The sequence below is a fragment of the Paenibacillus sp. 203 genome (assembly GCF_037027525.1).
Classification (GTDB): Bacteria; Bacillota; Bacilli; order Paenibacillales; family Paenibacillaceae; genus Paenibacillus; species Paenibacillus polymyxa_B.
Genome location: NZ_JAXCHD010000001.1, coordinates 167,737 through 188,267, shown reverse-complemented (window position 1 = coordinate 188,267; position 20,531 = coordinate 167,737). Strand labels below are relative to the sequence as shown.

19 protein-coding genes and 1 pseudogene are annotated in these 20,531 nt (G+C 44.1%); 10 read left to right on the top strand and 10 right to left on the bottom strand.

Annotation, left to right across the window (positions count from 1 at the left end; translation table 11 throughout):
* Positions 1-43 precede the first annotated feature (43 nt).
* The 3 genes from rhaD (at position 44) to WA407_RS00870 (ending at position 4,390) form a co-directional block, all read left to right on the top strand.
* Positions 44-889 carry a rhamnulose-1-phosphate aldolase gene (gene rhaD / locus WA407_RS00880; protein WP_069290684.1) on the top strand — a complete coding sequence of 282 codons (846 nt, stop codon included), beginning with the start codon at positions 44-46 and terminating at the stop codon, positions 887-889.
* A gap of 198 nt (positions 890-1,087) precedes the next feature.
* A complete protein-coding gene (locus tag WA407_RS00875) occupies positions 1,088-1,981 on the top strand; it encodes an AraC family transcriptional regulator (RefSeq protein WP_254328081.1) in 894 nt (297 codons plus the stop codon).
* Between the two features lie 138 nt (positions 1,982-2,119).
* Positions 2,120-4,390 (top strand): GDYXXLXY domain-containing protein, encoded by a 2,271-nt coding sequence (locus WA407_RS00870; RefSeq protein ID WP_336076756.1) that lies wholly within the window; start codon positions 2,120-2,122, stop codon positions 4,388-4,390.
* A gap of 110 nt (positions 4,391-4,500) precedes the next feature.
* Here the strand turns inward: WA407_RS00870 and mmuM are convergent, their stop codons facing one another.
* The gene (gene mmuM / locus WA407_RS00865; RefSeq protein WP_235306732.1) at positions 4,501-5,448 is read right to left on the bottom strand and encodes a homocysteine S-methyltransferase; all 948 of its coding nucleotides are present in this window, start codon (positions 5,446-5,448) and stop codon (positions 4,501-4,503) included.
* 334 nt (positions 5,449-5,782) lie between these two features.
* On the opposite strand from mmuM, the gene WA407_RS00860 reads away from it, so the two are divergent.
* A complete protein-coding gene (locus tag WA407_RS00860) occupies positions 5,783-6,838 on the top strand; it encodes an AEC family transporter (RefSeq protein WP_069290688.1) in 1,056 nt (351 codons plus the stop codon).
* A gap of 17 nt (positions 6,839-6,855) precedes the next feature.
* Positions 6,856-7,875 (top strand): 2-hydroxyacid dehydrogenase, encoded by a 1,020-nt coding sequence (locus WA407_RS00855; protein WP_336076582.1) that lies wholly within the window; start codon positions 6,856-6,858, stop codon positions 7,873-7,875.
* Between the two features lie 50 nt (positions 7,876-7,925).
* Here WA407_RS00855 and WA407_RS00850 read toward each other — a convergent pair whose 3' ends face one another.
* From WA407_RS00850 to rlmN, 5 genes are all read right to left on the bottom strand, one after another.
* Entirely contained in the window at positions 7,926-8,663 is a 738-nt protein-coding gene (locus WA407_RS00850) for a response regulator (protein ID WP_336076581.1), read from the bottom strand.
* Positions 8,660-10,309, bottom strand: coding sequence for an ATP-binding protein (locus WA407_RS00845; protein ID WP_336076580.1), 1,650 nt, complete (start codon positions 10,307-10,309; stop codon positions 8,660-8,662). The genes WA407_RS00850 and WA407_RS00845 overlap by 4 nt, the downstream gene beginning before the upstream one ends.
* Positions 10,310-10,577: 268 nt before the next feature.
* The gene (locus WA407_RS00840; protein ID WP_061829812.1) at positions 10,578-11,510 is read right to left on the bottom strand and encodes a dihydroorotate dehydrogenase; all 933 of its coding nucleotides are present in this window, start codon (positions 11,508-11,510) and stop codon (positions 10,578-10,580) included.
* On the bottom strand, positions 11,491-12,192 hold the full coding sequence (locus WA407_RS00835; protein WP_069290692.1) for a dihydroorotate dehydrogenase electron transfer subunit: 702 nt from the start codon (positions 12,190-12,192) through the stop codon (positions 11,491-11,493). Before WA407_RS00835 ends, WA407_RS00840 begins: the two co-directional genes overlap by 20 nt.
* Before the next feature lie 139 nt (positions 12,193-12,331).
* The gene (gene rlmN / locus WA407_RS00830; protein WP_023991003.1) at positions 12,332-13,429 is read right to left on the bottom strand and encodes a 23S rRNA (adenine(2503)-C(2))-methyltransferase RlmN; all 1,098 of its coding nucleotides are present in this window, start codon (positions 13,427-13,429) and stop codon (positions 12,332-12,334) included.
* A gap of 316 nt (positions 13,430-13,745) precedes the next feature.
* On the opposite strand from rlmN, the gene WA407_RS00825 reads away from it, so the two are divergent.
* Positions 13,746-14,615 carry an AraC family transcriptional regulator gene (locus WA407_RS00825; RefSeq protein WP_336076579.1) on the top strand — a complete coding sequence of 290 codons (870 nt, stop codon included), beginning with the start codon at positions 13,746-13,748 and terminating at the stop codon, positions 14,613-14,615.
* Positions 14,616-14,717: 102 nt separating this feature from the next.
* Here the strand turns inward: WA407_RS00825 and WA407_RS00820 are convergent, their stop codons facing one another.
* Positions 14,718-15,614 (bottom strand): LysR family transcriptional regulator, encoded by an 897-nt coding sequence (locus tag WA407_RS00820; RefSeq protein WP_336076578.1) that lies wholly within the window; start codon positions 15,612-15,614, stop codon positions 14,718-14,720.
* A 157-nt stretch (positions 15,615-15,771) separates the two neighbouring features.
* On the opposite strand from WA407_RS00820, the gene WA407_RS00815 reads away from it, so the two are divergent.
* Positions 15,772-16,512: an SDR family NAD(P)-dependent oxidoreductase gene (locus WA407_RS00815; RefSeq protein ID WP_336076577.1), complete on the top strand. Its 741-nt coding sequence runs from the start codon at positions 15,772-15,774 to the stop codon at positions 16,510-16,512.
* An 87-nt stretch (positions 16,513-16,599) separates the two neighbouring features.
* Here WA407_RS00815 and WA407_RS00810 read toward each other — a convergent pair whose 3' ends face one another.
* Positions 16,600-17,088 (bottom strand): hypothetical protein, encoded by a 489-nt coding sequence (locus WA407_RS00810; protein ID WP_336076755.1) that lies wholly within the window; start codon positions 17,086-17,088, stop codon positions 16,600-16,602.
* A 161-nt stretch (positions 17,089-17,249) separates the two neighbouring features.
* Positions 17,250-17,600 carry a winged helix-turn-helix transcriptional regulator gene (locus WA407_RS00805; RefSeq protein WP_069290696.1) on the bottom strand — a complete coding sequence of 117 codons (351 nt, stop codon included), beginning with the start codon at positions 17,598-17,600 and terminating at the stop codon, positions 17,250-17,252.
* 96 nt (positions 17,601-17,696) lie between these two features.
* Here WA407_RS00805 and WA407_RS00800 point away from each other — a divergent pair.
* A pseudogene (locus WA407_RS00800) lies at positions 17,697-18,149 on the top strand (SDR family oxidoreductase); the annotation flags it as partial.
* A 115-nt stretch (positions 18,150-18,264) separates the two neighbouring features.
* On the opposite strand, the gene WA407_RS00795 reads toward WA407_RS00800, so the two are convergent.
* Positions 18,265-19,044, bottom strand: coding sequence for a YheC/YheD family protein (locus WA407_RS00795; protein WP_165178168.1), 780 nt, complete (start codon positions 19,042-19,044; stop codon positions 18,265-18,267).
* A 228-nt stretch (positions 19,045-19,272) separates the two neighbouring features.
* On the opposite strand from WA407_RS00795, the gene WA407_RS00790 reads away from it, so the two are divergent.
* Entirely contained in the window at positions 19,273-19,818 is a 546-nt protein-coding gene (locus WA407_RS00790) for a glutathione peroxidase (RefSeq protein WP_336076576.1), read from the top strand.
* A 132-nt stretch (positions 19,819-19,950) separates the two neighbouring features.
* Entirely contained in the window at positions 19,951-20,529 is a 579-nt protein-coding gene (locus WA407_RS00785) for a TetR/AcrR family transcriptional regulator (RefSeq protein WP_061829804.1), read from the top strand.
* Positions 20,530-20,531: the final 2 nt, after the last annotated feature.

Below are 20,531 nucleotides of genomic sequence, written 5' to 3'. Positions count from 1 at the left end.
GATAATGCTTATATTCATATCATCCAAAAGGGAGAGATTATCCATGACTACTGTACTGGAGAATCAAAAAGAACGAAAATCGGGACTGGATATCCCATTTGTTCGCGAGATGGCGGAAATTACACAAAACATGTGGAAATTCGGCTGGGATGAACGCAATGGAGGTAATGTAAGCTATATTCTGGATGAAGCTGAGGTTGCAAAATATATAGATATTCATCAGGTCATTCGGACGATTAAACCTGCTTTCCCAGTGAATGAACTGGCTGGTAAATATTTTATCGTCACCGGATCAGGGAAATATTTTAAAAACGTAATTGCAGATCCAGAAGCTAACTTAGGAGTTCTTCGTGTCTCCCAGGATGGCGAGCAGTTGGAAGTCTTATGGGGCCTCAAACATGGCGCAGTGCCTACCAGTGAGTTGCCTTCCCATTTTATGAGCCATATTGAGCGCTTGAAGGTCGATCCTAGCCATCGTGTTGTGATTCATAATCATGCCACCCATGTTATTGCCATGACCTTCATTCATAGTCTGGACGAAAACCAATTCACCAAAACGCTGTGGGAAATGTGTACTGAATGTATTGTCGTCTTCCCAGACGGTATCGGTGTAATCCCTTGGATGGTACCGGGTTCCAGCGAAATCGGCCGCGAAACGGCTAAAAAAATGAAGGATCATCACGCTGTATTATGGCCTCATCATGGCATTTTCGGAACGGGCAGCTCCATTGATGAAGCATTTGGCCTGATTGAAACGATTGAAAAAGCGGCGCAAATTTATATGCTCATTGCTCACCATAATATTCAGCAACGGATTACAGATCAGGAATTGGCCGATCTGGCCAAAGCCTTCAACGTTACTCCAAAAGAAGGAATCCTGAACGTATAAATATAGGCTAATCTTTATCTCATAATACAGAACTTAAAAGGCTCCATGGATCGTCTCAAACCGGCCATGGAGCCTTTGGCATACCTAGTTTCAATTATATAACCCTTAATTCCAATGAATTAACTTGTAATTATGCTTTCCTTTATATACAATAAAATCAAAATTCCCTTATCTCCACCAAAGGAGAGGTGACAAGTTATGAAAAGAGCAAAAAATGAAGATCACTTCGACATCGTGGAAGACCATTATTTCACAGCCACCGAATTGGAAAAATCCAGTGCCGTTTGGCCTGTCAGACTAGGTATGGATATTTCGAAAACAAGCTACCATGTCGGTCCCAAGGCTGTTCCTTATTTTTATTTGATTTTTGTACTTGAAGGTCAGGCTGAGTTTATTTATAAGCAACAAAAGTACCGCGTCCAAAAGTCTGATTTATTCTGTTTTTTTCCGCATCTTGCCCATGAATATTACACCGATCAGGAGCACCCGTTGCAAAAGGTATGGATTGCCTTTGAGGGACCCAAGTCCCTCGCATTGCTGGAGCGGATCGGAATTAATCCCTCTACGCCATTGATGGCTAACGCAACGAGCGAGGAAATCCTCAGACTTATCTCCAACCTGTTTTCCATCGTACACGACAACAGCAGACAGGGCAGCGATCTGGCCCGCTTGATTACACTGCACCAGATCTTCGAGGAGTTATCCCGCAACACATCTGATGTGCTGCGCAACTTTGTATGCTCTGATTATTGGCTCCAGCAGGGGAAAGATTACATTGAAATGCATTATTGTGACCGTGTTACGATTGAACAAATTGCCGAGCATGTAGGTGTGGATCGTGCGCATTTTTCACGTAAATTCCATTCCACCTTCCTCATCTCTCCCGCCAAGTATTTGCAAAACCTCAAGATTAACGAAGCCAAAAGATTACTGGAGCAGACGACTTACAATTTGTCGATCATAGCCCAGTCCATCGGCTATACCGATATGTCCACCTTTTCCAAGGCATTTAAGAAAACAGCAGGGATTCCACCGCGTGAGTATCGCTTCCGACATCAGTCCCGGCAAGAGATTCGTACCGTCAACGCTTAGTCGGAATCCAGTAACGTTAAAGAGAGCCGCCGTATACGATGTCTCTCTTTTTATGACCTGATCCTAATTCCCACTTGGTTCTGAGCCCTTTCAACGCTATAATAGGCATCAAACCAACAGGAAAGGTACGTGAAATCCATGCTGCGATTCAATGCGATACGTACGGGCTATCTGCTGGGCATCTCACTGATACTGGCCGCAATTATTTATTTTTTCGCCTCCAATTGGGGCGGACTGGATCGGACATTCAAGATTGTACTTGCTGCTGCGCTTATTGTTCTGTTCTATGGCTTGTCTTTTGTATTTGCACGGATACGTGCTGTTCCCGGTCAACAAGCTTTTCTGTCTAATATGTTTTTGGTGGCTGGCTGTATAGCCTTTGGCGTTTCCGTGGCATTGCTCGGTCAAATTTACAATTCCCATGCGGACAGCTACGGATTGTTTTTCATTTGGTCGGTGCCGGCTCTACTGCTTAGCTGGATTACTCGCTACAATCCTTTTTATATGCTGTCTTATGTACTAATTCATCTTGGTTTGTGGCTTTATTTTTACCCTACGATGCAAAGTGTGCCTTATAGCGATCTGGAATCGTTGTCCATTGCCGGAATGTTCGCAATAGTCAATCTGCTGCTATTTTTATTGACGTTCCTCCATCGTATACATTCTGCTCCACTACAATATATGAGCTTTACGGTTTTCCATATAGCCATGTTAGCGATGACCAATTCTTTTGCATTTGATGAGTATGGCCTGATCATGAATGTACCGCATATTGCTGTGATTGCTTTAGGATTTTATATATTTATCAAGGTGCGGCTGAATAAAACGCTACTGACCTTGAATGCATTGGCACTTTCGGCTTTTGCTGTCTTTAAATTTATTGAACTAGCAGAGGCATACTCCTCATCTCTGTTTTTTGTTTTTGGTTTGATTTTTGTGGCGTTGCTGCTGACGGGTAACGTGTGGTTTTTCCGCTATTTGAATCGTTTGGGGAAAACACTGCCGGAAGCAGGGACAACGGACACTAGTACATCAAAGACTGAGACGACCATCCAAGAGGAACATGGCAGTGAATGGATTAGCAAAACCGTATCCCGTGTGATCAAAGTGGTTGGAGTGCTGATCGGCAGTATATCTCTCATCGGATTGATTATGATTAGCACGAATGTAAACCACACCGAATATGTACTGTTGGTTGTGTCGTTGCTGCTTATGATTTTGATGATTGTCATACCGGAATCAAAGCTGGATTCGGTAATACGTTATACACTGCTGACCATCAGCTATATTACAGGCTTGGCGGCCATTCTATGGTCAGATCAGTCGCTGCTTTCGGTATTATTTCTGATCGTTTCCATCGCTGGATGGTTTCGCTCCAAGGGGAAAAGGCAGTTGTTTTTTGCCTACACCTTTGTAAACCTGAATCTGGCGACCATTTTATTTCAGCAGTATCAGGAGTGGGATGGTTGGAACTGGACCTATAAGTTCATCATCTTCTCTCTTTTCATCGTCAATGCCGTGTTATATGGGGTAAGTTACTTTATATCCAAGACGGAGTTAAAAGAACATCTACGGAATAGCTCATTATTTTTCAGCTTGCTGTTCCTGTTTTGGGCGACGTTTTTCGAGGATGTCGTTCCACACTCTTATATGTTCATTAACATTTTTTATTTTGTTATCGTTACCGGGATGGTCTTTGCCTTTGCCCGTCTGAAACAAAAATCGGAGGCTATCACGAGCGTTGTCTTCTGGTTTATTTTTATCGGCTTCAAATATTATGATTTATTGTGGACGCTACTGTATAAATCTTTTACGCTGGCGCTACTGGGGATCATTGCGCTCGGAATTACCTGGTGGGCGGATCGGCGAATGGCCCATAGCGGCAAAGCAGCATTCGATGCCGATCACCGCAGCTTTAGCTTTATGCGCTTAAGCCCGTTACTCATCGCTATTGTCATCGTGCTACAGCTGGGGATCATCGGCTATCAGACGGCGAGAAGTGAAACCCTGCTCGCCACAGGGGCTTCTATTAAGCTCAAACTAGCTCCTGTAGACCCGCGCTCCCTGCTGCAAGGCGATTATGTGGCACTGAATTACGACATATCTACCCCGCCTTCCAAGCCCCCTCTTCAGGAGGAGGAATGGAGCCGAGGCAAGGTCAAAGTCGTTCTCACACCAGATAGCCAAGGAGTATACGTCGCGGATCGCCTATATCAAGATGGTGAAAAACTTGCCAGCCATGAGGTCATTCTAAATGGACAATGGTATGGTTCCCGTATTCTGTACGGTATTGAGAATTATTTCATTCCTGAGGGAACCGGACGCACTGTAGAACAGAACGCTCATTTTGCCCATATTCGGGTGAGTCGCAATGGAGACGGGCTGCTGGAACGTTTGGCAGAAAGCTGACCGGATCGGCGAAGGCAGTAAACAAAGCAGGCTGAACCAAGCCCCTCCATTACTGGAGCACAACTTGGTTCAGCCTGCTTGTTCTTTTTCGGGCCATCGTTTATCTCCGTTTATTCATCTCTCGACCATGATGCTATTTCCTCAATATCCTGCGGCTGAGTCCGGCAACAACCGCCAATCAGACGAGCTCCCGCTTCATACCATTGGCGGGCACTTTGTCCGAATGTCTCTGTACATGTGCTGCCGTGCCATGTCTTGGTGACCGGGTCATATTCCTCCCCCAGATTGGGATATACCACCACAGGCTTATCCGTGCGGCTGCGTATTTCGTGAATAAGCGATGGAACGAATTTCGGCAAAGTGCAATTGATTCCCACAGCAGCCACTTGCTCACGCCCATTCAGCCACTCAGCACATGCAGCGGCAGACTCACCATTGCTGATATGCTGCCCATCCTTTGCGCTAAAGCTGATCCAGGCATACGTGCCAGGGAATTCCTTCAGCAATCGGGCGATGGCCTTGGCTTCAACCAGACAGGGTATTGTTTCACAAGCTAAAATATCTGCACCCGCCTCAATCAGAGCTTTCATACGCGGCCTGTGGAACTCTACTAGCTGTTCCTCGCTCAGCTTGTAATCGCCGCGATACTCTGATCCATCTGCCAAAAACGCCCCGTAAGGGCCTACAGAGGCCGCGACTAGCGGCTTGGGACGATGTCGCTGACTTGCAGTAGCCATCACGTCAGCCCAAAACTCATCGCGTGCCTGCACAGCAATCCGTACCGATGATTGAATCAGCTCCAGCGCCTCATTTTCGCTTAGGCCTCGTTTAACATAGCCCTCAACGGTGGCCTGATAGCTCGCAGTAATCGCACAATCTGCCCCAGCCTCAAAATAATCTCTATGTACGCGCTTGATCGACTCCGGGTGCTCATGGAGGATTTTAGCTGACCATAAGCTATCGTTCAGATCATGTCCATGACGCTCCAGCTCGGTCGCCATTGCGCCGTCCAGCACGATCAGCTGAAATTCGTCCAGTATATGTTGTATCGGATTCATGCGGCCCCTCCTGCTCGTCTTTTCTACTAAACCCACTAATCAAGTGGGTTTTAATGATTTACATTATAGCACGAATGTTGATGAGCACTCACAAAGCCAAGAAATAATCATTCCGTGAAGACTTCCCCTTTCGTTTCATTTGCCATCTGATGTAACGTATAAATTTTTTAAATTAGTTTCATAAGTTAAATTAATTAGATATTGTTCTTTTTTTCACAAAGTCATTTTACTATAAAAGTGCAAACCAACACTTTGGCCAAAAGATCAGGGAATTGCATCGTCACATTCTGCATCGTCATTTATGTGAAAAAAGGTACAAGAGAGGGTTTTATCTATGTCTTTACTAGAAATGATTACAGCGACCTTAACAGATAACAAAATTGTCAGTTCTATCGCTTCCACCGTTTTTATTATTCTTCTTGGTTTCTTTTGCCGCAAGAAGGGGATTTTTAACGCAGCAGTAGGAAAGATGTTATCCAAGGTTGTTCTAACCGTGGCTCTACCAGCACTAGCCTTTAATTCTTTCATGCAGGACATTAATCCTACAATGTTAAAACAAGGAATGAATGTTTTAATATGGGGAGTTCTAATTTATATTATTCTCATCTTTATTTCTAAACCGTTCTTTCTGAGCTACAACAAGGATAAACAGGATGTTTTACGGGTGTTAACCATTTTCGGTTCTACGACTTTCTTCGGAATTCCAATTGTCGGAGCCATTTACGGTCCTACCGGAGTCATGTACAGTTCCATTTTTAACATAGGGTACCGCATTTTCTTATACTCCTATGGCTATATCAAAATGAGCGGCTTAAAAATGGAGCTTAAAAATCTCAAAACCATGTTTTTGAATCCGATCGTTATCGCCACGTTTCTAGGCTTGTTTGTTTGGTTGTTTCAAGGTTATTTGCCACAGATGAGTGTAGCTACAGAGGATGGGGCCATTCAGCAGTTCGCCTTTCTGAGAATTGATCAAACCGCTGTCTGGCTGTTCAAGCCCATGACCTACCTTGCTGGACTAGCTTCTCCGTTAGCCTGGTTATCGATTGGCTCGACATTAGGGGAGATCAGCTTCAAGTCGGCAGCTACTGATAAGACCTCTTGGTATTACAGCATAGTTAAGGTTTGGCTTGTACCCATTGTTAACATCGTTTTGCTGGCTTTGTTGACTGTATCTCATATTCTGTCAGTCGATTCTGTCGCTTTAGCTACTATTGTCATCATGATGGCTACTCCAACAGCTACCGTAGCCGCAGCCTATGCGATCAGTTTTGATAAGGAAGCCATATTGACCTCCAATGCATCGCTTCTATCAACTATTACTTCTGTCGTCATGATTCCAGTGTGGATCGTTACGCTCAATGTCATTGATAAAATTGGAATTTTCTAAATCAGGGGGAAAACAACATGTTAAAAATCATTTGCTATGGTGTCCGTTCTTATGAGAAACCCTATTTCCAGGATCTCAATAAATATAACTTTCAACTAACGCTGGTAGAAGAGTTGTTAACCACTAGCAATGCAGAATTGGCACAGCATCACGATGCCGTTTTGCTAAGAGGAAACTGTGCTGCCAATCGGGAAAATATCACAAAATTCAATAAATACGGCATTCGATATGTTTTTACCAGAACAGTCGGAATCAACCACATTGATTTGGATGCCTGCAGCGAATTCGGAATGAAGGTGGCACGCGTGCCATCCTACTCTCCGAATGCCATCGCCGAGCTCTCCTTAACCTTAGCAATGATGCTGTTCCGACACACCGCTTATATGACTACCAAAAGCTCGTTCAAAAATTTCATTGTGGACGAGCATACATTCAGCAAAGAGATTCACAATTGTAAAGTTGGGATTATTGGGGTCGGCCGCATCGGTCTGACGGAAGCCAAATTATTTAAAGGATTAGGTGCTTCTGTTATCGGCTATGATGTGTACCAATCGGACGCGGCCAAGGAAGTCATTCCATTCACAACCTTGGATGAATTACTGGCAGAGTGTGATGTCGTTAGTGTGCATGTTCCTTATCTGCCGGGACAGAACGACAAAATGATTAACGCCAGCTTTTTAGCAAAAATGAAAAAAGGATCTATTCTCATCAATACATCACGTGGAGAATTACAAGATAACCAAGCCATTTTGGACGCTTTGCTCAGTAACCATCTGGAAGGCTTCGCTACGGATGTCTTCCCTAAAGAAGATGAATTATTCTTTAGAGCCTTTGAACCATGGCAAATGCTCCCGGACCCAACGATCCAGAAGCTTGTGGAGCTGTATCCAAGAGTTTTGGTAACGCCTCATGCTGGCTCGAATACCGTTACGGCGTTATCCAACATGATTGAAACTAGCTATGACAACTTCCATGATATCGTTACAACTCATTCTTCAGATAACCTAGTCCCACTTCCTGTTCTCTCTATGAAATAATTAGGAAGCCCGGTACTCTTGTGAACAAAAAAAGAACCGCTATTTCCAGATTACAATGGAAATAGCGGTTCTTTTACATCAGGATTTAACTGATAGAGCATTAGCGGCCTGCCAACCTTGTGATATTCTATCGATTCAACCAGGAAGCCATCGTCCACCAGGAACTGAATATATTTTTTTACCGTGATACGGGACAGGTCCACTTCTCTGGCTAACGTTTCAACCGAGAATGGTCCGTCCAGCTCTTGAATACTCTTCAGTATCGTAGTCATGGTCAGTTTGGACAAATTTTTAGACAGGTTTTTCGGTAGATTATGCGATGGATGTTCAACAGGTTTTTTCTTCTCCACACCCGTATACTCTTCTTTATTAAAATAATGGTCAATGACAGCTTGATTAATTCCGTTCCCTTCCTCCATCACCGAGGCTAGGCGCTGGATTTTCTCAACAGCCAGTCTAAAGCGTTCGAATGTAAAGGGTTTAATTAAATAGTCTGCAACACCATAAAAAACAGCTTCCTTCACCGTCTGAATATCTTTTGCAGCCGTAATTAAAATAACCGAAGCATGATATTGATGCTCCTGCATATGTGATAATAAAGTTAATCCGCTTTTTCCAGGTAAATAAACGTCCAGTAATACCAGATCCGGTTTCCATTTTTGAAGACAGTCCTGTGCTTTCTTGACGGTATCTGCCTTACATACAACGTCCAAATTGTCCATGCGCTCGATAAACTGTTGATTGAGCTCAGCAACCATCGGATCATCCTCAACAATTAGAACTTTCATTCATTTGTCACCTCCAATGTACAGGGCAACTCTACATAAATACTTGTTCCCAGACCCGGTTGGCTATCAAGCTCAATGATTCCTTGATGATTTTCCACCATGGTTTTTACCAGATTCAAGCCGTAGCCTCTGTCTTCTCCTTTGGTTGAAAAGCCATGCTCGAATATTCTTTTTTGCATTTCAAAATCAATCCCCAACCCATTATCTTTCACTTTCAAAATAAATACATTTCCCTCACACTCATAGTTCAATTTCAGCTCAATTTTGCCGGGTTCTTTTTTTTGTAAGATGGAATCTATGGCGTTGTCAAAAAAATTACCCAGGATGTGTATGACATCATGAACGATATCCTGCATCTCCACATTAGAGACATTCGAGCTTTCTGCAAGAAGAACCGAAATATTCTGTTCGCGTGCTTCGTTGATTTTACCCATAATAAAACCTGCTAATGCCGGAACTTTAATTCTCTCAGTCAGAAAACCTACCTCATCTTGATACCGGTGATTTAGCTGCTGAATATATTGACTGACCTCCGCATATTTCCTCATTTCAATCAGCCCGGATATTACGTGCATTTTGTTCATAAATTCATGGGTCTGTCCGCGAAGGGAGTTAATATAATATTTTGTACCACTTAACTGGTTGCTAAGATGAATCATCTCGGATTGGTCGCGTAACGTTGCAACCGCTCCAAAAAACTCATTTTCTATATATATAGGGGTTACTGTCGCAATGACTTCTATACCATTCACATAAAATGAGCGATCCTTGATCTTCTTCTTATCATCAAACACTCTCTTGAAGAGCACGTTATAAAAGTTGGTATCTAGCTGCTCGCCAATCGGGGCTTTTATCTCTTGGTTCGCCAGTTGGTACTTGGCCTGAGCTTCTTTGTTCATGAGCATAATTTTCTTGTCCGCCGAAATGGCTATAATTCCTTCAGCGACCTCATTTTCAATAATTTCTTTTTCGCGCAATCGTGTTGCTATCTCTTGCGGCTCAAGCCCAAATAAAATCGTTTTGATTTTCTGAGCCAGAATGATCGCGCCCAAAACTCCACTAAAGAGTCCCAGCATCAGCCCCCCAAAAATGGTATACTGCGCCTGCATCAAATCATGATTTAGGGTTCTCATGGTCAGCCCTACACATACAATCCCAATGACCTCATGCTGTTGATTAAATATCGGCGTAAAATATCGGTAACCTTTGCCCAAAATACCTATATTCTCAGAAAAATGTCCCTGACCGGATAGCGCTCTTCTGGCATCATTCAAATCAGAGAACGGTTTGCCAACCATCGTTGCATTCGGATGAGATAGCCGAATTAAATCGTGGTTCAGAATGACTACAAAATCCACATTAACGTTGTGCATGACTCCAAGCGAGTAGTCTTGGATCTGCTTCACAGGGACTCTCTGCTCAACATTACGAATAACATCGTTGTCACTAGCGACCACCTTGGCAATACCCGAAAGTTTTTCCTTCGTATTATCAAAATGTTGGTTAATTACGAAATTACGAATGAGAAGCAAGGATATAATTAAGGAAATAATAATAACTAAAACAACCAAAATAATAATCATGAATTGTAGCGAAACCTTGAATTGTCGTCTCGGCTTCGACTTACCTATTAACCGCAATCCCATCACCCAGCTTCTTTGTCAAGCTCTCCATTAGGAAAAAGAGCCTATCTCTTTCCCTATAATCCCTTGTTATTCGACACCGTTTGACAATTTCCTTCTTATTTCGTAAGCCATTCATCGGCTGGAAAATCAAAAATTTCGTTCATCTTGAACAAGTGCGATATTAACCACTAGTTGAAGCTTGGCTATTTCAGTAAATAAATAAAACCGGCTTGTCTTTTAAAGACAAGCCGGTTCTATATGAATTAGTGTATGCTAAAAGATTTCAAATTCACAAAATTCCCCGTATCTCATCCAATGACTGCACCTTTTCCCGCTGCATCCATTGTTCAAGTCCATGTACCAGTTCAGCCCCTGCATGTAAATGGACAAAGTTGTACGTTCCCACCTGAATGGCAGCGGCCCCTGCCATGGTGAATTCAATAATATCCTCTACCGAGCTAATCCCGCCCATCCCGATTACCGGAATCGACACCGCCTGTGCCACCTGGTGAACCATGCGCAAGGCAATTGGCTTAATTGCCGGGCCGGAAAGACCAGCATACGTGTTGGCGAAGACACTGCGACGCCGGCGTATATCTATTTTCATTGCAGAAAATGTATTGATCAGCGAAACTCCGTCTGCGCCTTCTTCCTCGCACATAACCGCCATCTGCGTGATGTTCTCTGCGTTTGGAGACAGCTTGACGACCAATGGAAGCGCAGTCACATTGCGCACCTGACGCACAACCTCCCGCGCTACCTCCGTCTGGATACCAAATTGCATTCCACCCTGCTTCACATTGGGACACGAAATGTTCAATTCCAGCATATCGACGCCTCTTCGATTCATCGTGCGTCGTTTTTGCGCGTTTTCCGTAATCATCGCTACGGCCTGAACATATTCCTCCAGATTGGAGCCGCCTACGTTGGCAATAATAGCCGTGTTCCAGTGAGTCATGTCATCCAGTTCATCCTTCAAAAAGGCGGCAACCCCCGGATTCTCCAGCCCTACACTATTGAGCATGCCGGATGCTGTCTCATGTATTCGTGATCCCGTATTACCAGCCTTCGGATGCAGGGTTAGTCCCTTGCCGACGATACCGCCCAATAATTCAGGAGAATAAAATTCCGCATACTCACGTCCGAATCCAAACGTACCGGAAGCCATGATGATTGGGTTCTTGAACGGTACACCCGCAATATTACACGCCATGGAGATCATCGAACTCCACCTCCTCCACCGGGAATACAGGCCCTTCTTTACATACCCTCCGATTGCCTCCACGGGTACGCATCGTACAGCCCAAACATGCGCCAATACCACAGGCCATGTGTCTTTCAGTTGAAATATATAAACGGGACGACGTATCCACCGTTTTCATGGCGAGTGCTTGCAACATCGGAGTTGGCCCGCAGGAGAACATATTTGCATAAAGCGTCGGATCGACCTGTTCGACGATGCTTCCCCCTACCTTGACCTGTACAGATGCCGCCACAGCTTCGAACGCTTCAACCCCGAAGGCTTGCTGTGCAAACCCCAGGTAAACATGCGCATGCGGGTAGTACTTTGCAGCCAACAGCAACGGAGCTGTACCCATGCCACCGCCGATTAAAGCCAAACTACCCTCTACCTGCGGAAAACCGTTTCCGAAAGGTCCTTCTAACTGAATCTCCTGACCAGGCTGTAATTGGGAAAACAAATTTGTCCCCTCTCCAACAACCCGGTACAAAAAGGAAATACTCTCTTCCCCGATATCATAAATGCTGATGGGTCTGGGCAGCAGTGGATAACCTGTCCCGCTGCGCAGCATGTAAAACTGCCCCATGTTCCCTTTAAACTTTCCCTCTATTTTCATCACATAGATGCCCGGAACGAGCGCCACATTCGAAATTACGTTAGCCATATAACCCCTCCACTAACCACTCACTATAACGTAAAAGCAGCAACTATTACGTGACTATTTTCACATTTTAGGGCAACGTTTCGCCCTACGACTCGTGATATAAAAAAGCGTACTCCTGTTAGAGAGTACGCTTGTGTATTTAACTAATGGCTTCGCGCTCCGCATTGCGGCTACCCTTGGCATCCTTACGGATTTGCTTGCTGCGTAGCTGTCCGCAGGCTGCGTCAATATCGACTCCATGCTCCAGCCGAACACTACAGCTAATGCCTTGTTTTTTCAGCACATCATAGAAGCCCGTAATCGACTCCGACTCACTCCGCTGGTATTGGCTATGCTCATCCACCGGATTGTACGGAATCAGGTTTACATTGGCCAGATTACGACGATGGCCCACCAGCTCAGCCAGTTCGAGCGCATGCTCCTTACCGTCATTAACATCCTTCAGCAGGATGTACTCCAGCGTAATCCGACGATTTGTTTTGTCCAAATAATAATCAATCGCCTGCATGAGTTTCTCAATCGGAATCGCACGGTTGATCTTCATAATGCGAGTACGAATCTCATTATTCGGAGCGTGGAGGGAGATCGCCAGATTGACATGCAGGTCGGAATCTGCAAATTCAATGATTTTATCAGCAAGTCCACTTGTGGAAACGGTAATATGCCGCGGCCCAATCGCCAGCCCTTTGTGATCCTTAATGACCCGAATGAAATCGGACAGGTTCACGAAGTTATCAAACGGTTCGCCAATTCCCATCACAACAACATGACTGACTTGGTCGCCCGGACGTTCCTGATCCAGATACAGCTGGACCTTCATAATTTGCTCTACAATTTCACCGCTGGACAGATCACGGCTCTTCTTCAACAATCCGCTCGCACAGAAGCTGCACCCAATGTTACATCCTACCTGCGTAGTCACACATACGGATAAGCCAAACTTATGCCGCATCAATACCGTCTCAATCAAATTACCATCCTGAAGCCGGAACAAGAACTTGACCGTCCCGTCTGCTGACTGTTGCTTCACGTGTTCTTCAAGTGTTTCAATGGAAAAGTGCTCTGCCAACAGGCGAGTACAATCCTCATGAACCTCTGCCATCGCTGCAAAATCAGTAACCCGCTTCCGGTACAATGCGTCCCATACCTGCAATGCCCGGGATTTCTTATGTCCATGCTCGATGAGCCATGCTGTCAATTGATCTAGCGTTAATCCATAAATGGATTCTTTTTTCATGTTCGATCCTCTTTTCAAAACATTCAAATTCGTCTTCCTCTATATAAAACTAAGCACGCACCATTCGTCTCAACCATCATTGCATCATAGCATGTTTAAGCTATCTGCGCTATTTAAGCGCCTCTTTCATTGTCCCAAATTTTAATTATGAACACAAGGGGGCAGGCACATTGTTTCTCCAAAATTTCATTGTGAAATTATGTCTTGAAACCAAGTACAAGCCACATTAAACTAGGCGACAGAACCTGTTCAACTAGAGCACGCAAAGACAGGATTACAGATACTCCTAATGATATGATTACAACTAAGGAAGGTGATGCGGTTGGAATGGTTGCTTCGGATCAAGAACGCTCTCGATCTGATGGAAGAGAGAATGCAGCAGCCACTCGATATCGAGGAAATTGCAAAGGCAGCCTATTCGTCTCCTTTCCATTTTCAACGTATGTTTCATATGCTAACCGGCGTCACGGTAGCAGAATATGTGCGTAAACGTCGATTGACCTTGGCTGCTCAGGAATTGAGTCTTTCTTCCGCCAAGGTGTTGGATGTAGCGTTCAAATACGGATATGATTCCCCCGAATCTTTTTCTAAAGCGTTCCGGAAGGTACACGGTATTTCTCCCACTGAGGCCAGAAGCCCTGGGGTGAACCTGAAAGCTTTTCCACGCATCACCTTCCATCTATCGTTGAAGGGAGATCAGGAAATGGATTACAAAATTGTAGAGAAAGCGGCCTTTACGGTCATTGGCAAGTCCATTCAAGTCACCACTAAGAACGGCGATAATCTTCGAGAAATCCCAAAATTCTGGAACGAACTGAATGCGGATGGTACATCGGATCGGATTCATGCCTTGGGGACAGGCGACGATATACTCGGTATATGCTTGGACATGAAACATGGGGAGGAGACGTTTAGTTACTTAATCGCCGCAGAAGGCAGCGAAGACGTAGCGACCGCGAATGGGCTGGAATCCAGAACCATTCCGGCTTCAACCTGGGCAGTGTTTACATCCATCGGCCCTATGCCTCACTCGATCCAAAAGGTATGGCAAAGAATTTTTCAGGAATGGTTCCCTGCCAGTAATTATGAGCATTCAGGCGGCCCGGAACTGGAAGTGTACACTATGGGAGATTCACATGCTGAAGACTACCGAAGTGAAGTTTGGATTCCGATTAAGAAAAAGTAAACAAACCGAACCGACTGCCGATTGCAGTCGGTTTTATACCGTACTACATTTACATCATAAGGTGACAGAAAACACAATTCCCTGCATACTCGCTACTCTAGCTCAATGCACCGAGGACCATTCCCCAAGCTCCTCCTTCAACACAGAATATAGCCTTGAGCTTGCCAGCCTTAGCGGATAGTCTGTTGCTTTGCAAAGAAGGCCGAAGGTCATATCGATCAGGCTGCCGCTTAATTCCCTCACCGCTACTCCTGCCGGGATAGGACTGACCAGAATCTGTGGCACAAGGGCAATACCCAAACCGCTTTCCACATAAAATTTCAGAGCCGTCATGCTGCCAATCTCCATCGTGTCTAGCGTGGTTATTCCATATTCCTTCATGACCATTTCAAGTTTGCGACGATATGGACAGGTGGCCGATGTAATAAGCAACCGGTGCCCCTGTAAATCCTCTGGCCCAATGTTTTCTTTTTCCGCAAGCGGGTGATTTTCAGGCATCAAAACTACAAAATTCTCCTTAAATAAAGGTTCAAAATATAGCTCTGTGCCCACATCTGGTGTGGAACACAGCGCTAAGTCAATATCTCCCTTGAGAATACGCTCGCTTAAGGTAGGGGTATTCCCAAACTCAATAGAAACCCGAATATTCGGATAATGGGTTAAGAAGCGTTTTAAAATTTCTGGTAGTCGATAACTGGCAGTCGGTTCGGTCACTCCTATACGAATGTTACCTGTAGTCCCTCTTTGCAGATTGTCCATATTTTCCTGCAATTGCTCCATATCCTTTACAATATGTAGACTTTGCTCGTAAAACATCCTGCCCGCTTCAGTTAACTTTATTTTCTTGCCCCGTTCGATCAGTTGAATTCCCATATCGGACTCCAGCTTCTGTATTTGCATCGTCACGGTAGATTGTGCATAATTCAACTCTTCCGCTGCACGCATAAAACTCCCGTAATTCACAATCATTTGAAATGTTTTAAGCGTTTTAATGTCCATTCTCAGTCTCCTATATGCCCAATTAATTCAATTTTATTGAATCATAAATTCAGTTAATTCAATTATACAGAACACAATACATCCTCTACAATGATACATATCAGATCATATTATTTTCAGACGCAAAATGAACTGTTTGGAGAAGGAGCGAATATATATGGATTTACATCAAAAAGTAGCACTGGTTACAGGTGGAGGTACAGGAATTGGGAGAGCCGTATGTATGGCCTTGGCAGATCGAAAAGCTACGGTAGTCGTAAACTATTCCCGCTCTAAAAACGATGCTGAGGAAACGGTACGTATGATCCTTGAAAAGGGCGGACGTGCTATCGCATTACAGGCAGATGTTTCCCGAGATCAGGAAGTTCGAACTATGGTTGGCCAGATTGTCCAGCAATTCGGTACGATTGATATACTCGTGAATAACGCTAGCATTACACATCACATTCCTATGGATGATCTGGAGGCAGCCACGGAAGAGGTATGGGATGATCTATTTGATGTAAATGTAAAAGGCATGTTTTACTGTGCCAGAGCCGTAGCTCCTTTTATGAAGCGTAGTAAACAAGGAGCTATCGTCAATCTGGGAAGTATAGCAGGGCAAACAGGGCTAGGTTCCTCTCTTCCCTATGCGGTATCCAAAGCGGCCGTCCACGGGCTGACCAAATCTTTAGCACGAGTACTGGCACCGGATATTCGCGTCAATTGCATCGTGCCGGGAGCCGTGGCGACAAGATGGTGGGCAGGCAGGGAAGAACAAATGAAGCAACTGTTTCCTCATTTGCTCCTACAGCGCATTTCTACGCCGGAGGATATTGCCAGCATGATCTGCTCTGCTTTGGAACAGGAAGCCATGACAGGCCAGATTATTACGGTGGACAGCGGACAAACACTGTAAAGATACTGAGACTTCTGGGTAAAAACAAGCCGCCTTCTCAGACAGAAGGCGGCTTTTGAGCTATCGTATAACGTCATTGACTACGTTTTAGCTTATAGATACCGCAATTCGTGTTCCTTTCACGAATTTAGCAAATAAGTACCGAACAAGCGGCCCTACAATTAAGAGCTGCAGAGGGAAAGCAAAAATAAAATTCTTAAAAACTAAAGATAAGTAATTTTTAAATAATGAATCTCCCGAAAGACCATTAAAAAAGTAAGCTGTTCCCAATCCATAAAGTGACATACAAAGAACCATTCCAATGACCATACAGCATGAAAGGGACAGAATCACAAATACCTTTTTAGATTTGTCGTATGGTAATGAGAAGGCTATCTTCTTTGCTAGTGGACCGACAATAAATAATTCCAATACGAAAGCAATGATAAAACATAAAATAAATTGAAGAAACATTACTTTTAGAGATATTATGCCAATCAAGTCATTTGTATATAGATTATAAAATGTCATGAATACGACCATCCCCAAGCACATCATTAAACCAAAATAAAAATTTTCTTTCTTCGTTGTTGGCAATTCCATCATCCCTTCTGTGTACCTTGGTAATTATATAAATAGTCAAAACCTCCACATAAGTGAACTTTCTGTGAACTTTATAGTAAGCGCTTCCCTTTATATATATAAGAAATAGGCATCGTTCAGCTCAACGATACCTCGGAATGTTGCAGTCATATCCCTCAATGATCTGCTTCTAAATCTAAGCCAAATCTCTTCAGCTCAATAAAAACACTTTCCAGTCGCTTCCCTTTTTCCGTTAACGAATATTCAACTCGCGGTGGAACCTCGGCATATACCTTTCTTTCTAACAGGCCGTTATCTTCAAGTTCCTTCAGGCGTAGGGAAAGCGTTTTGGGACTAATCCCCTTCATGGATTTCTGAAGTTGGCTGAATCTCAGTGTTCCTTCGATAAGCAGATCACGGATGATTAGAAAAGTCCATTTCGTTCCGATCAAATCAAGTGTTTGGGCAATAGGGCACGGCTTGCCTGGTATTCCTTTGGTCAATTCAATAGGTTCTTGGGCGTGCATGGGAACTCCTCCAAAAATCATCTGTTAAAACCAATGGTATCACAATAGTTCCTTTTGGGAAACTATATGAATTAAATATCACTACTTCCCTAAAGCGGGTCATTCCTTCAGTTGGAGACGGATCAAGCCCGCAAGCTATTCGAAAACAAATTTTGGGGCCAATATTATGCAGCTAAATACGGGGCTTCCCAACTCTCAACCAAGGGTTCCATTACTTTATTTTCAGGAGTGGTGGCATACAAGCCGATGATTGGCTCCTCTGCGCTCGGTGCTGTGAATGCAGCGGTTTCGAATCTTGGTCAAACCTTGGCGTTAGAACTTGCTCCCATCCGCGTGAATGTCGTCTCACCCGGCATTATTGATACACCTTCCCGCAGCAAAATGCCTGAAAATACGCGTAATCAATTCTATGATACGGTCGCGCATAAGCTTCCTGTAAAGCGAGTTGGACTTGCGGAGGATGTTGCACAAGGTGTACTTTATTTGATTCAAAATCAGTTTGTGACCGGAACCGTCCTTCATGTGGATGGCGGACATATTTTAACATAAAAGCTTCGTCTTAAATCCGTCAGTCATTTAACAAAAAAAACGGAGAACGCTCCCGCACTTTTGCTTGGGCGTTCTCCTCCTTTTCTTATCAATGAATGATTTCAAAAACTTTATCCTAATGATGAATACGACGTTTGTTTCTCAAAATGTTGCGAATCATCTTGTGATTGGGGAGCTGCCTGAACAACATATGTCCGGGATGCGGATTAGCCTCGATAATCCAGATTTGACCGCTCTTTTCAATAGCAAGATCGATACCCAGCTCGCGAACCGGATGATTTTTATCTATCGTGTCGGCAATGATTCTAGAAAGCTCGATGATCTGGTCCAGAATCTCTTTCATTTTTATTCTGTCATTTTTAAAGACCCTTAAAAGCACTTTGGACAACGGCGCCGCATGTCCTCCCTTCCGATAGTTGGTAACGACTTTTCGAGGTGCAGCGACACGACCGGTTATTCCTGAAATGACCCATTCCGATTCCGGCTTCTGCATATACACTCTGGCATCAAAAATGGAACCTTTGTACTTGGCTAACTTAAGTCCTTGCTGTACCAAATAACGACGATGAGGTCTCCGATAGGTTCTAACTGCTCTTCTTACGGCGTGGGATCTAACGACTCTGCGACTGGAGCCACAACGAACCTCATATTTCCTCCCCAGCTTTTTCGCACGTATGATGCCAGTTCCTCCACTCCCATAATTAGGCTTGATAAAGACTGTGCGATAGGAATCCAGCATCCGTAAAATCCTTGCATTACTGATCCAGCGGGTTTCGGGCAAGTGAGAACGTAAAATGGGATGTTGTTGCATTTCCTTGTATTGAATCATCTTTCCAATGGGCACGAATATCCCTCGATTCTGTTGGGTTTTTGCACACATTACATGAATATGCATCTATATTCTATCTTGGTAACGGCGAATGCCACAGTTTGCTATGAAAGAGGCAAATCTCCTACTTTCTTTAAGGCGAGTCTTCTTTGATTTCAAGAGAGAGATGGACAATGTATTCTGCATGACGAAGTTATTGTAAATACCTATAAAGTTGATCCCAATAATATATTAGACCAATAATAATTCTGGATATATGATGTATTAAATAATAACGTGAGGAGGAACGTTAACATGTCTATTTATGATTTTCAAGCAACCTCAATTAACGGGGAACCGATTGAATTCTCAGACTACAGAGGAAAGGTTCTCCTCATTGTAAACACAGCCAGCAAGTGTAGCTTCTCCAGTCAATTCGCGGATCTGCAGAGGCTCTACGAGAGACGGAGGGAACAAGGCTTTGAAATCCTCGCGTTTCCTTGTAACCAATTCAATGAAAAAGAGCCAGGTAGCAATTCGGAGGTTCAGGGATTCTGTCAAATTAACCATGGAGTAACCTTCCCGCTCTTTGAGAAGACGGATGTAAGAGGCTCATCTCCTCATCCTTTATTTCAATATCTGACCCAACACGCACCGTTTCAAGGCTTCGATACCCAAACCAAAGACGGTCAATGGATGGAGGATTTCCTGCGGGATAAGTATCCAGAAATATACGATGGCGACGGTATCAAGTGGAATTTTTCTAAATTCTTGGTCGATCGCGATGGCCAGGTAAAAGGAAGGTTTGAAGTAACAACGGAGTCCTGCACCATTGATCCTGTCATCGAATCGCTATTGTAGTTTTTCTGTTCATTTCTTTGGATTCTTAAAAAAAAGAGTATCAAATGACAAAAATGAATATTTGTCATTTGATACTCTTTGTGTTATCCTGACTTCAAGGAGGTGACTCACACGGCACTTGACCGTGTCCCTATGGAAAAATCCTCAGATGTGCTAACCAAGGAACAGATTCTCATTGCTACTGAAGACACACTTAGGCGTTTTGGTGTAGCCAAAACCTCCGTAACCGATGTTGCCAAAGTATTGGGAGTAAGTCATGGCACCATTTACCGACACTTTAAAAGTAAGGCCGAGCTTCTTGAAGGCGTGACCGAGAAATGGCTGAACGAAAAGATTATTGGCCCGTTAACGGAGGTCTGTCAGAATTCATCTATACTGGGAACGCCACACTTAAAACGATATATACAGACCTTGGTTGAACTCAAACAGTATTATGCCCGCGACGACGAGGAAATGTTCGAGATGTATACGAGGGTCACCGAGCAAGCCGCTGATTTAATCGACCAGCATATCGCCCACATTGTGGATCATCTCGCTGATATCATTGCACGCGGGGACATCATATCAGATCAGCCAGCCCAACTGGCGCGTACCCTTTTCTATGCCACAGCCCGTTTTCATCACCCCGCTCATGCTTACGAATGGAAGAGCCCTGTGATTAATCAAGAGTTTTCGGATGTGTGGACGCTTTTAGAAAAAGGAATCACTTAAAA

Excerpts from the sequence above, each read along its gene's own strand:
- WA407_RS00785 (WP_061829804.1), top strand. The coding sequence starts at position 19,951 with ATGGAAAAATCCTCAGATGTGCTAACCAAGGAACAGATTCTCATTGCT.
- WA407_RS00820 (WP_336076578.1), bottom strand. The coding sequence starts at position 15,614 with ATGGACATTAAAACGCTTAAAACATTTCAAATGATTGTGAATTACGGG.
- WA407_RS00850 (WP_336076581.1), bottom strand. The coding sequence starts at position 8,663 with ATGAAAGTTCTAATTGTTGAGGATGATCCGATGGTTGCTGAGCTCAAT.
- WA407_RS00795 (WP_165178168.1), bottom strand. The coding sequence starts at position 19,044 with ATGCATATTCATGTAATGTGTGCAAAAACCCAACAGAATCGAGGGATA.
- mmuM (WP_235306732.1), bottom strand. The coding sequence starts at position 5,448 with ATGAATCCGATACAACATATACTGGACGAATTTCAGCTGATCGTGCTG.
- WA407_RS00855 (WP_336076582.1), top strand. The coding sequence starts at position 6,856 with ATGTTAAAAATCATTTGCTATGGTGTCCGTTCTTATGAGAAACCCTAT.
- WA407_RS00870 (WP_336076756.1), top strand. The coding sequence starts at position 2,120 with ATGCTGCGATTCAATGCGATACGTACGGGCTATCTGCTGGGCATCTCA.
- WA407_RS00790 (WP_336076576.1), top strand. The coding sequence starts at position 19,273 with ATGTCTATTTATGATTTTCAAGCAACCTCAATTAACGGGGAACCGATT.
- WA407_RS00845 (WP_336076580.1), bottom strand. The coding sequence starts at position 10,309 with ATGGGATTGCGGTTAATAGGTAAGTCGAAGCCGAGACGACAATTCAAG.
- rhaD (WP_069290684.1), top strand. The coding sequence starts at position 44 with ATGACTACTGTACTGGAGAATCAAAAAGAACGAAAATCGGGACTGGAT.
- WA407_RS00805 (WP_069290696.1), bottom strand. The coding sequence starts at position 17,600 with ATGCACGCCCAAGAACCTATTGAATTGACCAAAGGAATACCAGGCAAG.
- WA407_RS00860 (WP_069290688.1), top strand. The coding sequence starts at position 5,783 with ATGTCTTTACTAGAAATGATTACAGCGACCTTAACAGATAACAAAATT.
- WA407_RS00815 (WP_336076577.1), top strand. The coding sequence starts at position 15,772 with ATGGATTTACATCAAAAAGTAGCACTGGTTACAGGTGGAGGTACAGGA.
- WA407_RS00840 (WP_061829812.1), bottom strand. The coding sequence starts at position 11,510 with ATGATCTCCATGGCGTGTAATATTGCGGGTGTACCGTTCAAGAACCCA.
- WA407_RS00835 (WP_069290692.1), bottom strand. The coding sequence starts at position 12,192 with ATGGCTAACGTAATTTCGAATGTGGCGCTCGTTCCGGGCATCTATGTG.
- WA407_RS00825 (WP_336076579.1), top strand. The coding sequence starts at position 13,746 with ATGCGGTTGGAATGGTTGCTTCGGATCAAGAACGCTCTCGATCTGATG.
- WA407_RS00875 (WP_254328081.1), top strand. The coding sequence starts at position 1,088 with ATGAAAAGAGCAAAAAATGAAGATCACTTCGACATCGTGGAAGACCAT.
- rlmN (WP_023991003.1), bottom strand. The coding sequence starts at position 13,429 with ATGAAAAAAGAATCCATTTATGGATTAACGCTAGATCAATTGACAGCA.